Raw genomic sequence first — 13684 nt, 5'->3', positions numbered from 1 at the left:
CGCGCGTCGGGGTCGCCGACGCACGAGGGGAAATCTTAGCCGCTCGGTCCCGTCGACGCGAATCCGTGCCTCCTCGGCGCCTTGACGCATGTTTCCTGCAAGTAACCTTTGAACAGAATGTCCGGTACCCGGAGTCCCGGTCAGTCGACTCGACGAGGGAGAGCAGGCGATGAGCACAACCGCACCCAAGGTCAGCAGTCGCGACCCATTGCGCAGCGGTCTGCGTGCGCTGGCCGGCGCAGCAGCCTCGCCGGCTCTCGACCGGATCGGCGGCCGTCGCCTGATGGAGAAGGCGCTCTACCAAGGCGCGAAGGGGGTCGCCGAGGCCGAGTCAGCCGTGCGCGGCTTCCGTCGCCGGCAAGGCGGCGCGGACCCGGCCCGGCCGGCTCCGGGCAAGGCCTACGCCGACTTCGATCTGACGCCCACGCAGGACCAGCAGGACATCCTCGACGCCGTCCGCACGTTCGCCAGTGACATCCTTCGTCCCGCGGCCGCAAGGGCCGACCGTGATCGCCGCCTGCCCGATGACATTCGCTCCGCTGCAGGCGAACTCGGGCTGCACCTGATCGGCATACCGGAAGAGCTCGGTGGCCTCGCCACCGAACGTTCCGCCGTCACCGCCGCCCTGGTCCTCGAGCAATTGGCGTATGCCGATCTCTCCATCGCCGTTGCGCTCCTCGCGCCCGCCGCGGTCGCCAATGCCATCGCCGCCTACGGCACCGCCGATCAGCAGGCGACCTACCTGCCCGAATTCGTCGGCGAGGCGCCCGCCATCGCGGCCCTCGCCATGAGCGAGCCTCGCGCGTTGGCCGACGTTCTCGACCCGGCAACAACGGCAACCCGGAACGGCGACGAGGTGCACGTCGTGGGCGTCAAGTCCCTCGTGCCGCTCGCCACGGACGCCCGCCTCTTCCTCGTCCTGGCCCGCCTCGACGGTCGCCCGCAACTCGTCATCGTCGAGGCAGCCGACCCGGGTGTTCAGGTCGTGGACGATCCGGCCATGGGTCTGCGCGCCGCCGCCACCGGGCAACTGCACGTGGACGTGTCCATCCCCACCGATCGGCTGCTCGGGACTGAGACCGACGCGCTGGAGGCCGTGCGGCGCGCCCGGCTCGCCTGGTCGGCGGCCGCGGTCGGCACCTGCCATGCCGTCCTCGACGAGACGGCAGCCTACGTCAAGGACCGCGTGGCCTTCGGTGAACCGGTCGCCCACCGGCAATCCGTCGCCTTCACCGTGGCCGACATGGCGATCGAGACCGATGCCTTGCGCCTGGTGGTCTGGCGGGCCGCGGCCCGCCTCGATCGCGATGCCGACGCCGCCCCGCAGATCGCGTATGCCCGCGCCCTCACCGCCCGGCACGCTACCCGGATCGGCTCCGATGGGGTCCAGATGCTCGGCGGGCACGGCTTCACCACGGAATTCCCGCATGAGCGCTGGTATCGCGACCTGCGCGCGGCCGGCGTGCTCGACGGCGTGCTGTCGCTCTGACGGAGACGAACCATGATCAATCCCGAGATTCCCCGGTCGGTCCGCCCTTTGCTCGCCCAGGCCGCGGCCATGGCGGATGAGCTGATCCGGCCGATCTCACGCAAATACGACCGCGCGGAGCACACCTATCCCAAGGAACTCGACCTCGTCGGGGCCCTGATCAATGGCGTCGGAGACGCCGGCGGGCACGGGGCGACGGGCAGCAGCACCCGGGCGCCCACCGGCCCGGAGGGCGACGCCCCGAGGCGCACCGGCACCCACGTCGCCTCAGTCCTGGGCACCATGGAGTTGTGCCGCGGCGACGTCGGCCTGTTGCTGTCACTGCCACGTCAGGGCCTGGGCAATGCGGCGATCGCCGCGGTGGGCACGGCTCAGCAGCGGGCGGCATACGGCAAGAAGTGGGCGGCGATGGCGATCACCGAGCCCGATGCGGGATCGGATGCGGCGGCGATCCGCACGACGGCCGTCCGCGACGGCGAAGATTATGTCCTCAATGGCGAGAAGATCTTCGTCACCGCGGGCGAGCGAGCCGACGTCGTGGTCGTCTGGGCGAGCCTGGATCGCTCCCTCGGGCGCCGCGCGATCAAGTCCTTCGTGGTCGAGCGGAGCAACCCCGGCCTGAAGCTCGTGCGATTGGAGCACAAGCTCGGCATCCGTAGCTCTGACACCGCGGCCTTCCACCTGGACAACTGCCGGGTGCCCGCGAGCGCCCTGCTGGGGTCGCCCGAGATCCTGCCCGAGGCCGGCTTCGCTGGCGCCATGCAGACCTTCGACAACACCCGCCCGCTCGTCGCCGGTATGGCTGTGGGGTTGGCTCGTGCGTGCCTCGATCGGACCACGCAGCTCCTCGCCGACGCGGGCGTCGTCCCCGACCTCGACCGGGCGGCTCTCGGACAGTCCGCCGCCGCGGCCCGCCTGATCCAACTCGAAGCCGAGTACGAAGCCGCCTATCTGCTGACCCTGCGCGCTGCGTGGATGGCCGACAACGGCCGTCCCAACTCGATGCAGGCGTCGATGGCCAAGGCCAAGGCGGGGCGAGCGTGCGTGGAGATCGCGCTCGCGTGCGTGGAGCTGTGCGGGCCGGCCGGATACGCCGAGACCGAGTTGCTGGAGAAGTGGGCGCGCGACAGCAAGATCCTGGACATCTTCGAGGGCACCCAGCAGATCCAGCTGCTGGTCGTCGCTCGCCGCCTGCTGGGGCTCAGTTCGGCAGCACTGAAGTAGGGGCTACTTGCTCTGCTCGAAGGCCTGCACGTAGCGGGTGCCGAGCTGTGCGGCATACGGGCCGGATTCGCCGCACATCAGCACCTCGCCGGAGCGCGAGGCGATCAGGACGCGACCGGCATCGAGCTTGGCCGCGGCGAGTGCCTTGGCGAGTTCGGCCCCCGTGCTGGCCTTGATGATCACCCGGTCGGCGGGCCCGCCTCGGAACCAGTGGTCGGCCACGAAGGTGGCGCTCGGGCCGGTCGTGTTGTCGAGGGTCGCGGCCACCGCGGTCGTCGCCCGATCGAGTGCGGTGACGTCGATATCGGCCGGGCAGGCCTTGAGCTGAGCGGCCGTGGGGACGGCGATGGTCATCTCGACCGCGGACAGCGGCCCGCCGTCATCGGGCCCCGTGACCCAGTCGTCGATGGAAGGCCACAGCAGGGCGAGCACGGCTGCGGCCGCAACACAGAGCGCAGCCAGCAGCCACTTCCCGTTCCGGCGAACGGGGCGAGACGCGGGGCCGTAATGACTGGACATGACCGCGCAAGTCTAGACGCGTTGCGCGCGTGGTCCGGGCAATGCGCAGGTCAGGCGACCCGGCGAGCCTCCAGGAAGGAGGCGATCCGCTCGATCGCGTCGGTCAAGTCCTCGACGCTGGGCAAGATCACCAGGCGGAAGTGGTCCGGGGTCGGCCAGTTGAAGCCGGTCCCGTGCGTGACCAGCAACTTCTTGGCGCGCAGCAACTCGATGACGAACTTTTCGTCGTCATCGATGGCGTACATCTCGGTGTCGACCTTGGGGAAGCAGTAGAGCGCGCCCTTGGGCTCGACGCAACTGACGCCGGGGATCGCGTTGAGCAGCTTGTATGCCGTGTCCCGCTGCTCGAGCAGCCGGCCGCCGGGGAGGATCAACTCGGTGATCGATTGGTAGCCCCCGAGGGCCGTCTGGATCGCATGTTGCGCCGGGACGTTGGCGCACATTCGCATATTGGCCAGCAACGTCAAGCCTTCGAGGAAGTCGCTCGCGCGCTCGCGGGGGCCGGTGACGACCGCCCAGCCCGAGCGGAAACCAGCGACGCGGTAGGCCTTGGACAGGCCGCTGAACGTCAGGCACACCACATCGTCGCCGGCCGCCAGCGCGGCATGATGGTGGACCGCGTCGCCGTAGAGGATCTTCTCGTAGATCTCATCGGCCATCAGCACCAGTTCGTGGCGCCGCGCGATGTCGACGAGGTCGGCGACCATCTTCTTGCTGTAGACCGCCCCGGTCGGGTTGTTGGGGTTGATGATGACCAGCGCCTTGGTCGCGGGCGTGATCTTGGCTTCGATGTCGGCCAGATCGGGCATCCAGCCGTTGTCCTCGTCGCACAGGTAGTGCACCGGGGTGCCGCCGGACAGGGTCACCGCTCCGGTCCACAGCGGGTAGTCCGGCGCGGGCACGAGGATCTCGTCGCCATTGTCGACCATGGCCTGCAGGACGAGCGAGATCATCTCCGAGACCCCGTTGCCGATGAAGACGTCGTCGACATCGACATCGCGCATGCCTTCGCTTTGATAGAAGCTGGCGACGGCGGTGCGCGCCGAGTAGATCCCGCGGGAGTCGCTATAGCCCTGCGCCATCGGCAGGTTGTGGATCATGTCCTGCAGGATCGCGTCGGGGGCCTCGAAGCCGAAGGGGGCGGGGTTGCCGATATTGAGCTTGAGGATGCGGTGGCCCTCGGCCTCGAGGCGCTGGGCCTCGACGAGGATGGGACCCCGCACGTCATACCGGACGTTCTGCAGCTTCGAGCTCTGTCGCACCTGACGCATGAGGCCTGATTCTGCCTTGCCCCGATCGGGCGTCGCGACCGGGTTTACTCCGTCCGTGGCCACCCTCACACTGGGTCGCTACGACTCACAGACCCGTGGTCGCGCGGGGGTAGACGGCGTCCGGGTCGGTGACGACATTGAGCAGGTAGGGCACGCCGGCCGCGAGTGCCCGGTCGATCGCCGGCCCCAGCGCAGCGGCGTCGGTGATCATCTCGCCGGCCCCGCCGAGGGCGGTGACGACGCGGTCGTAGCGGGTGTCGGGCGCCAGGTCCGCCAGGATGTCGTAGCCGTAGAGCGCGCGCATCGGCCCGCGTTCGAGCCCCCAGGCCGAGTTGTTGCCCACGATCATGACGACCGGCAGATCGTGGCGCACCAGGGTGTCGACATCCATCAACGACATGCCCGCCGCGCCGTCGCCGAGCAGCAGGACGACGGGGTTGTCTGGGTCGGCGCAGCGCGCGCCGATGGCCGCGCCCAGCCCGGCGCCGAGGCAGCCGAAGGGGCCGGGGTCGAGCCACCGTCCGGGGCGCGTCGGCTCGACGAATTTGCCCGCCCACGAGACGAAGTCGCCGCCATCGCCGATGACGACCGTGTCCGCGGACAGCCGGGGGAGCAGCTCGCCGTAAATGCGTGCGGGGTGGATCAGGTCGCCGTCGGCGCACAGCAACTCGGCATCGGCGGCCTCGGCTCGGGCGACGTGGTCGGCGAGCGTGGTGCGCCACGCGGTCCACTGCGCGCGGGGGGTAACGGCCGCGGTGAGCGCCGTGAGGATCGCCGCGAGGTCGCCCGCGGCGCAGGCGTCCAGCGGACGGTTGGTCGCCCGCTGGTCGGGGCTGTCGACGATATGGACCACCCGCGCCGGAGCGGCGGGCGTCCCGAAGGCGCCATAGGAGAGGCGGAAATCCAGTGGCGTGCCGACGACGATCACCAGGTCGGCATCCCGCAGCGCCGGCCGCCGCGCCTTGGTGACCAGGCCGGGGTGCCCGGCGGGGACCACTCCGCGCCCCATTCCATTGGTGATTGCCGGTATGCCGAGTTCGTCGATCAGTTCGAGCGCCGCCACTTCGGCGCCGTCCGCCCAGACGTCGCTACCGAGGACGATCACCGGGTGCACCGCGTCCCCCAGCAGGGCGGCGATGGCCGCAATCGCGCCGGGGTCGAGCGGTGGCCGCCGCGGTGACTCGCCAAAGGGGGGCAGCGAGGTGTCGTTGCCCGGCCGGGTCCCCGGCACCGGCACGGGGGAGAAGAGGGTGTCAATTGCGGCGTCGAGAAAGACCGGGCCACGGTGCGCCGCGCCCGCCGCAGCGAAGGCGGCCGCGGCATACGGGCCGACATGCTGGGGTGTGTGCGCGGTGCCGCTCGCCTTGGTCACCGAGGCGAAAAGGGGCGCCTGGTCCAGCTCCTGGAGCGCGCCGCGGCCCCAGCCGGCCTCGGGCGCGCGACCACCAAAGACGACGAGCGGGGCGCCGCTGAAGTGGGCCTGGGTGACGGGGCTCAGGGCATTGGTCACACCGGGGCCGGCGGTCACGACCGCGAAACCCGGTGTGCGCGTGAGCTTTCCGACCGCCTCTGCGGCGAAGACCGCACTTGCTTCATGCCGGACGTCCACCATCCGCAGGCGGTGGCGTCCGCGGTGGGCCGCGTCGTAGAGGGGGAAGACGTGGGCCCCGGATAGCGTGAACATCGTCTCGACGCCGGCGGCCGCAGCCGCGGCGACGACGCCCGCGCCCGATGCGAGGTCGGGATCCGCGGCGAGCGGGAGAGCATCGGTCACAACTCGACACTACTCGCCAGTAGGTCTGGGCGTGGGGGCAACCTAGATTTGGTGTCCATGACGACGATGTCGCCCTCGGACGCGCTGCCTCGCCGCGTGCGGATCGGATACGGTCTCGGCTCCGTCGCGACCGGATCCTTCGGCACGGTGCCCGGCTTGTTGCTCCTGCCGTATCTGACCGACCGGTTAGGCGTGCCCGCCGTCGCTGCCGGATTGATCGTTCTCGTCCCCAAGGCGTGGGACGTCATCTTGAACCCGATCGCCGGCCGGATCAGCGACTCCTCGAGCAGCCCGCAGGGCCGGCGCCGGCCCTTCCTGCTCCGGGCGGGCGTCACCTTGGCCGTGCTGTTCATGCTTTTGTTCGCCGGGCCCGCCTCGCCCGCGGCCCTCGGCGCGGCCTGGGTCGCTCTCGCCTTCCTCGCCTGCGCGAGCGCGTATGCGTTCTTCCAAGTGCCCTATGTCGCGATGCCGGCGGAGATGACCCTCGATTACGACGAGCGCACTCGGCTGATGACGTGGCGGGTCGCCATCCTCGCCCTCGCCATCCTGGTCAGCGGCGGGCTGTCGCCGGCCATCCGTGACGCCGTCGGTCACCAGCACGGCTATCGGGCCGTCGGCGTCTTCGTCGGCCTGCTCATCCTGCTCGGGACGTATGGCGCGTGGCGGGGGACGGCGGGTGCGCCGGCATACGAGGTGGAGGCGCCGAACGCGGGTCTTCGCGATCAACTGCGCCTCGTGGCGCAAGCGCGCGACTTTCGTGTGCTGCTGGTGACCTTCGTGCTCCAGGCCTTGGCCTGCGGTGCGATGCTCGCCGGCGTCGACTATGTCGCCCGGTGGGTGCTGGGGCGGCCGGGCGCATCGAGCATCCTCTTCGTCTGCTTCGTCGCGCCCGCCTTGCTCGTCATGCCGCTGTGGCAGGCGCTGGGCGCGCGCTGGGGCAAGCAGCGCGGCTATCTCGCGGCCTCCCTGCTCTTCCTGCTCGGTGCCCTGTTCGCGTATGCCGTGCGTACCACCTCCCTGGGCCTGCTCGCCGCCGCGGTTGCCCTGATCGGCGTCGCCTATGCCGGTGTGCAGCTGTTCCCGATGGCGATGCTCCCGGACACCGCCGCTGCCGACGCTGCCCGGACCGGGGAGAACCGCGTCGGCGTCTTCACCGGAGTGTGGACCGGCGCCGAGACGCTGGGGCTCGCACTCGGGCCCGGGGTCTATGCGCTCGTCCTGGCGCTCGGCGGCTACGCCTCCTCGACTTCTGCGGATGCAACGCAGAGCCCGCAGGCGGTGTCGGCGATCGCCTTTGGCTTCGCCTTGGTCCCCGCCGTGCTCGTCGCCGTCTCGCTAGTCCCGCTCGCCCGGTACCGTCTGGACGAGGCTGTCGGACGAAGGGGTGGCCGCTCGTGAACTCCGTTGATGAGGTGCTGGCGCGGCTGAGGGCTTTGCGCGCCAATGACGTCCCGACGCACGGTGGCCGGACGTTGAGCTATGTCTACGACTCCGGGCTGGCCGATGCCGACGCGTTGGGCCGGCACGCGCTCGCGGACTTCGGCGGGACCAATGGCCTGGACCCGACCGCCTTTCCGTCTTTGCTCGCCATGGAGAACGACCTGGTCGCCTTCGCGGGCGACTTGCTCGACGCCGAGTCGGGCTTCGCCGGGACGGTGACCTCGGGCGGCACCGAGTCAATCCTGTTGGCCGTCAAGGCTGCTCGCGATGCGTCGGCGGTGGTGTCCCCGGCGATGGTGCTGCCCGCGACGGCGCATGCAGCCTTCCACAAGGCCGCGCACTACTTCGGCGTCCGACCCGTCGTCATCGACGTCGACCCGGTGACCTTCCGCGCGGACCCGGACGCGATGCGGGCGGCGGTCGACGACTCGACGGTGCTGCTGGTGGGGTCGGCGCCGTCATACGCGCATGGCGTGATCGACCCGATCGCCGCGATCGCGGCGATCGGCGCGGACCGGGGGATCCGCGTGCACGTCGACGCCTGCATCGGCGGCTGGGTGTTGCCCTTCCTGCCGGATGTGGCGCCCTGGACCTTCGCGGTGCCGGGCGTCACGAGCATCTCGGTGGATCTGCACAAATATGGCTACAGCCCCAAGGGCGTCTCGATCCTGTTGCACCGCAACGCGGAACTGCGCCGGAGCCAGTTCTTCGCGACCGCGGACTGGCCGGGATACACGATGCTCAACACGACGATCCAGTCGACCAAGTCCGGCGGCCCGCTCGCGGCCGCATGGGCGGTCGCGACCTTCCTCGGACGCGAGGGGTATGCCGATCTGGCGCGCACGGCGCGTCAAGCGAGCCTCGATGTCGCCGCGGGCGTCACGGGGTTGCGGCCGCTCGTCGCCCCCGACTCGACGCTGCTCGCGCTGGTCGCGAGCGACGACTTCGACGTCTACACGGTTGCGGATGAGATGGCGGCGCGGGGGTGGCTCGTGCAGCCGCAGCTGCCCTATCGCGGCGGCCCGGCCAGCCTCCACCTGAGCCTGTGCGCGGCTACTGCTCCACTGGTCCCCGAGTTGCTCGGGGCGCTCGCCGACTCGGTGGCGGTGGCGCGGGCGGCGGGGCCGGTGGCGCTCGATCCAGGGCTGGTCGCGGTCGTCGCGGCTCTGGACCCCTCGGGTCTGGACGCGGCTGCCTTCGATGGAATCCTCGCGATGGCGGGGATGGCCGGTGGTGCGCATATCCCTGAGCGCATGGCGATGATCAATGCCCTTCTGGGAGAGGCGTCTTCGCAGCTGCGTGAGGCCTTGTTACTCGCCTTCCTCGATCGCTTGACCCGACCGGAGCGACTGTCATGAGCCTCGATGAGCTATGCGCCACCGTCGGCGCCGCCGACGTCGTCATCGACCCGGCGCGGATGGCGGCCTATCAGTTCGACTGGGCGCGCGTGCCCGGTGCCGGTATGCCGTGTGCCGTCGTCCGTCCGCGAACGGCGGCCCAGGTGCAGGCGGCGGTCCGCTGGGCGGCGAGCCACGGCATACCGGTCGTGCCCCGGGGGGCGGGGACGGGGCTGGCCGGGGGCTCGTCGGCGATCGAGGGCGGGCTGACGATCAGCCTCGAGAAGATGACGGCGATCAAGATCGACCCGGCGACGCGGACGGCGGTCGTCGAGCCGGGGGCGCTCAATGCGGCGGTAAAGCGGGCGGCCGCGGCCGAGGGGCTGTGGTACCCCCCGGATCCGAGCTCCTTCGAGATCTGCTCGATCGGCGGGAACATCGCGACGAATGCGGGCGGGTTGTGCTGCGTGAAATACGGCGTCACGACCGACTACGTCCTCGGTCTCGATGTCGTCCTGGCCGACGGCCGGCTGATCACCTTGGGCGGCAAACGAATCAAGGATGTCGCCGGACTGTCGTTGATGAAGCTCTTCGTCGGCAGCGAGGGCACCCTCGGCATCGTGACCCGGGTGATCCTGCGCCTGCTGCCTGAGCCCCCACCGGCGTCGACGCTGGTCGCGGTGTTCCCGACGGCTCGCGCCGCAGCGGAGGCGGTGGTCGAGATGGGGCGGACGATCCGGGCGTCGCTGGTGGAGTTCATGGACGGGCGTGCGATCAATATCGTCGAGGACTACACGGCGATGGGCCTGGACCGAAGCGCGGGCGGTCTGCTCGTCATCCAGTCCGATGCCCCGGGTGCCGCGTGCGCGCAAGAAATGCAGCGGATCGAGGCGGCGTGCCTGGCCGTGGGGTGCAGTGAGGTCTATCGCACCGACGACCCCCAGGAGGGCGAGGCCTTCCTGTCCGCCCGGCGCGCGTTCTTCCCGGCAAGCGAGCGTCTCGGATCGCTGCTCATCGAAGACGTCGGGGTCCCTGTGCCCACGCTGCCGGATCTGCTGGATGGGATCTCTGAGATTGCGGCCCGGCACGACACCGATATTCCCGTGGTGGCCCATGCCGGTGACGGCAACACCCACCCGAATCTCATCTTCGACGGGGCCGATCCCGCGGCCCGGCAGCGCGCGGAGGCGGCGTTCGAGGAGATCATGCAGCTGGCTATCGATCTCGGGGGGACGATCACCGGCGAGCACGGGGTCGGCCGTGCCAAGATCGGCGCGCTCGGCGCGCAGCTAGGCCCGGATGTGATGGAGGTGACACGGGCCATTAAGGCGGCCCTCGATCCGCAGGGCATCCTCAATCCAGGGTCAGGAATCTGAGCCTCCACCAACGCTTTGCCTCGCACTGTCGGTCCGGTGCTCGGCGACCGCTCGGCGCGGCCGACGGACGGTGGGCGACACGGCATACGGAATGGGTTGCGAGCGGGGGATGGGCGCGGTGGGATGAGGTCAGGCCGCCTGTCGTCGCGAAAGGACACCGATGTCCGCCCCAACCGCCCCCTCTGAGAGCTCCCTCGCCCACGCCATCGGCGAAAGCGACCCGTCGCTGCTGACCACCACGATCAGCGCGAATCTCGACGCGACGATTGCGCGCTTCCCCGAGCGTGAGGCCATCGTTGACGTCGCCCAGGGCGTGCGACTGACGTATGCCGAGTTCGGCGCCGTCGTCGATCGACTGGCTCGTGCCTTGGTCGCGGCCGGCTATCAGGTCGGTGAACGGGTCGGGATCTGGGCGCCGAACCGGTATGAGTGGGTGATCGTCCAGTATGCGACGGCCAAGGCGGGACTGATCCTGGTCAACATCAACCCGGCCTATCGCAGTCACGAGTTGCAGTTCGTCCTGAAGCAGGCGGGGATCAGCCTGCTCATCGCGGTGGAGCGCTTCAAGACGAGCGACTACGCGGGGATGATCGACCAGGCGCGAGGTGCCTGTCCCGAGTTGCGCGATGTCGTCTTCATCGGCACCGAAAGCTGGGACGCGCTGCTGGCGCGGGCCGAGGAGGTGCCGGCTGACAGGCTGACGGAGATCGCTGACGGCTTGTCCGCCAGCGATGCCATAAACATTCAATACACTTCTGGGACAACGGGATTCCCCAAGGGCGCGACGCTCTCGCACACCAACATCCTGAACAACGGCTACCTCGTCGGGGAGATCTGCCGCTACACCGAAGAGGACCGGATCTGCATACCGGTGCCCTTCTATCACTGCTTCGGGATGGTGATGGGCAATCTGGCGGCGACGACGCACGGCGCCTGCATGGTGATTCCGGCGGCGGCCTTCGAGCCGGCCGCGACACTGGCGGCTGTGCAGGCGGAGCGATGCACGTCGCTCTATGGCGTGCCCACGATGTTCATCGCGGAGTGGGCGCTGCCGGACTTCGCGACCTATGACCTCAGCTCGGTGCGGACCGGCATCATGGCCGGCTCGCCCTGCCCGGCCGAGATGATGAAGAAGCTGATCGCGGCGGGCATCGAGGAGATGACGATCTGCTACGGCATGACCGAGACCTCACCGGTGTCGACGCAGACGCGCACTGACGACTCTTTCGACTTGAAAGTGGGCACCGTTGGGCGGGTCGCGCCTCACCTGGAGATCCGGGTGGCCGATCCGATCACCGGGGCGACTCTGGCGCGCGGCGAGGCCGGCGAGTTCTGCACGAAGGGCTACTCGGTGATGATCGGCTATTGGGAGGAGCCGGAGAAGACCGCCGAAGCCGTTGTCGACGGGTGGATGCGCACCGGGGATCTCGCGGTGATGGATCCGGACGGGTCGGTGCGCATCACCGGCCGGATCAAGGACATGGTGATCCGCGGCGGCGAGAACATCTATCCGCGTGAGATCGAGGAATTCCTCTACACCCACCCCGACATCGTCGACGCCCAGGTCATCGGGGTGCCGGATGCGAAATACGGTGAGGAGTTGTGCGCGTGGGTGCGCCTGCGGTCGGGTGCTCCGGAGTTGACGGCCTCCGCTCTGCGGGAGTTCTGCACGGGGAAGCTGGCGCACTACAAGATCCCGCGCTACGTCAAGCTCGTCGACGACTTCCCGATGACGGTGACCGGCAAGGTGCGCAAGGTCGAGATGCGCTCGCAATCTGCCCATGAACTCGGCCTCGACGGGTAAGCGTGCTGCCCGGTTTGCGTCGCCCGCTGCTTTGGTCGGATTCCGCCTGACCTTGACCTCGCGCTGGGCACTAGGGTCTGCCGTAGGAATGGGTGTTCTGCACCCGCCGCCACCGCCGCCGCGCCAACGCGGTCGGCAGAGTTAGGAGCCACGATGCCCCAAGGTCGCAACCTCGTCCTGTTGCTCATCTTCGTCTTGTTGGTCTTGGTGATCCTCTGGTTGCTAATCGGGTCGCTGAAGCGGCCACTGCCGGAGACCGACACCGCCCCTGCCGTGGGGGATCGCTATGACGCCGAGCGCGCGGCTGCCTGGGGCGGCACCGCGGATGATGCTCGTGGGCTCGACGCCGGTAGGGCTGGTGCTTCGGGGGCGGTCGGCGCAGGCGCTGTCGGCGCAGGCGCATGGGCGGCCTCGCGCGGTGAGGACACCTTCGAGGGCAGTGACGCGCCAGCCGCCGCCGCGTTCTCGGCCGAGGAGCGTGCCGCCGAGCAGGCCGACGGCTTCGACATTGGCGTCGACGGCGTGGTGCCGGACGGCCGGCTGGCAAGTCCGGCTGACGGAGCGGGCCTTGCCGCGGCCGAGGCGGAGGCGCGGGAGGCGCTCGAGCCCGTCGACGTGCCGGAGCTTGCCGACCTGAGCGTCGACCCCGACGACTTCGATCTGCCCGAACACGGCCTGCCCGGGATGACGATGGGTGACATGCCGGCCGGCGGCGGGCTAGACGTCGATGGGGCCTTGCCGTCGACGCAGTTGTCGGACGAGACCGCCGTAGATGCTGACGGCGTTGCGAGAGTGGACGGGTCGGATGTAGGCGCCCCTGCATGGGATGCGCCGGACGTGAGCGTTCCGGATGTGGATGTTGCTGCGGTCGATGTGCCCGACGTCGCCGTTTCGGACGTGGATGTCCCCGCCGTGGACGTGGCTGCGGTGGACATGCCGGAAGTCAGCGTTCCGGATATGGACGTTCCCGCAGTCGACCTGCCGGAGGTGAGCCTGCCCCACGGCGACATTCCCGAGGCGAGCTTCGCTGACGGTGACGCCTCTGGGTGGGATGGTCGTGACGCGAGCCTTCCGGATCTGGATGTGCCTGCCACGGAGCTGCCTGCGTTGGACCTGCCCGAGGCCAGCTTGTCCGAGACCGAGATGCCTGAGGCGAGTTTCGCCGAGGGTGACGTGTCTGCCATGGATGTCCCCGAGGTGAACGTTCCCGATGTGGACGTGCGTGAGGTGGACGAGGTCGCGGTGGACGTGCCTGAAGTGGTGGACGTGCCTGAGGTGGACGAGGTCGCGGTGGACGTGCCTGAGGTGGTGGACGTGCCTGAGGTGGACGAGGTCCCGGTGGACGTGCCTGCGGCGGACGTGCCGGAGGCCGACGAGTCGACCTTTGCTGTCCCTGAGGCGCACTCCGACTGGGTGGCCGAGGCCACCACGGGGCCGAATTGGGACGCTC

Annotated in this window: 9 protein-coding genes and 1 pseudogene; 7 read left to right on the top strand and 3 right to left on the bottom strand. The window is 69.5% G+C overall.

All coding sequences use genetic code 11. The features are described from left to right. Nucleotides 1-169: 169 nt before the first annotated feature. Nucleotides 170-1489 carry an acyl-CoA dehydrogenase family protein gene (locus PKH97_RS04770; protein ID WP_324386259.1) on the top strand — a complete coding sequence of 440 codons (1320 nt, stop codon included), beginning with the start codon at nt 170-172 and terminating at the stop codon, nt 1487-1489. A 12-nt stretch (nt 1490-1501) separates the two neighbouring features. Further along, the gene (locus PKH97_RS04765; protein WP_324386258.1) at nt 1502-2713 is read left to right on the top strand and encodes an acyl-CoA dehydrogenase family protein; all 1212 of its coding nucleotides are present in this window, start codon (nt 1502-1504) and stop codon (nt 2711-2713) included. Between the two features lie 3 nt (nt 2714-2716). On the opposite strand, the gene PKH97_RS04760 is transcribed toward PKH97_RS04765, so the two are convergent. From PKH97_RS04760 to PKH97_RS04750, 3 genes are all read right to left on the bottom strand, one after another. After that, nucleotides 2717-3232, bottom strand: a complete 516-nt coding sequence (locus PKH97_RS04760; protein ID WP_324386257.1) for a hypothetical protein — start codon at nt 3230-3232, stop codon at nt 2717-2719. A 50-nt stretch (nt 3233-3282) separates the two neighbouring features. Then, on the bottom strand, nt 3283-4503 hold the full coding sequence (locus PKH97_RS04755; RefSeq protein ID WP_324386256.1) for a pyridoxal phosphate-dependent aminotransferase: 1221 nt from the start codon (nt 4501-4503) through the stop codon (nt 3283-3285). 85 nt (nt 4504-4588) lie between these two features. Next, complete coding sequence (locus PKH97_RS04750; protein WP_324386255.1) at nt 4589-6277, bottom strand: acetolactate synthase; 1689 nt, start codon at nt 6275-6277, stop codon at nt 4589-4591. Nucleotides 6278-6334: 57 nt separating this feature from the next. On the opposite strand from PKH97_RS04750, the gene PKH97_RS04745 reads away from it, so the two are divergent. The 5 genes and pseudogenes from PKH97_RS04745 to PKH97_RS04725 form a co-directional block, all read left to right on the top strand. Then, nucleotides 6335-7675, top strand: coding sequence for an MFS transporter (locus PKH97_RS04745; RefSeq protein ID WP_324386260.1), 1341 nt, complete (start codon nt 6335-6337; stop codon nt 7673-7675). Further along, nucleotides 7672-9075, top strand: a complete 1404-nt coding sequence (locus PKH97_RS04740) for an aminotransferase class V-fold PLP-dependent enzyme (RefSeq protein WP_324386254.1) — start codon at nt 7672-7674, stop codon at nt 9073-9075. The genes PKH97_RS04745 and PKH97_RS04740 overlap by 4 nt, the downstream gene beginning before the upstream one ends. Beyond that, nucleotides 9072-10430 (top strand): FAD-linked oxidase C-terminal domain-containing protein, encoded by a 1359-nt coding sequence (locus PKH97_RS04735; RefSeq protein ID WP_324386253.1) that lies wholly within the window; start codon nt 9072-9074, stop codon nt 10428-10430. The genes PKH97_RS04740 and PKH97_RS04735 overlap by 4 nt, the downstream gene beginning before the upstream one ends. A gap of 160 nt (nt 10431-10590) precedes the next feature. Beyond that, nucleotides 10591-12234 (top strand): AMP-binding protein, encoded by a 1644-nt coding sequence (locus PKH97_RS04730; RefSeq protein ID WP_324386252.1) that lies wholly within the window; start codon nt 10591-10593, stop codon nt 12232-12234. 180 nt (nt 12235-12414) lie between these two features. Then, a pseudogene (locus PKH97_RS04725) lies at nt 12415-13684 on the top strand (hypothetical protein); the annotation flags it as partial.

The organism is Nostocoides sp. (genome assembly GCF_035343835.1).
Classification (GTDB): domain Bacteria; phylum Actinomycetota; class Actinomycetes; order Actinomycetales; family Dermatophilaceae; genus Nostocoides_A; species Nostocoides_A vanveenii.
This window is presented reverse-complemented; position numbering and strand designations above follow the sequence as displayed.

Excerpts from the sequence above, each read along its gene's own strand:
- PKH97_RS04735 (WP_324386253.1), top strand. The coding sequence starts at position 9,072 with ATGAGCCTCGATGAGCTATGCGCCACCGTCGGCGCCGCCGACGTCGTC.
- PKH97_RS04730 (WP_324386252.1), top strand. The coding sequence starts at position 10,591 with ATGTCCGCCCCAACCGCCCCCTCTGAGAGCTCCCTCGCCCACGCCATC.
- PKH97_RS04760 (WP_324386257.1), bottom strand. The coding sequence starts at position 3,232 with ATGTCCAGTCATTACGGCCCCGCGTCTCGCCCCGTTCGCCGGAACGGG.
- PKH97_RS04745 (WP_324386260.1), top strand. The coding sequence starts at position 6,335 with ATGACGACGATGTCGCCCTCGGACGCGCTGCCTCGCCGCGTGCGGATC.
- PKH97_RS04770 (WP_324386259.1), top strand. The coding sequence starts at position 170 with ATGAGCACAACCGCACCCAAGGTCAGCAGTCGCGACCCATTGCGCAGC.
- PKH97_RS04765 (WP_324386258.1), top strand. The coding sequence starts at position 1,502 with ATGATCAATCCCGAGATTCCCCGGTCGGTCCGCCCTTTGCTCGCCCAG.
- PKH97_RS04755 (WP_324386256.1), bottom strand. The coding sequence starts at position 4,503 with ATGCGTCAGGTGCGACAGAGCTCGAAGCTGCAGAACGTCCGGTATGAC.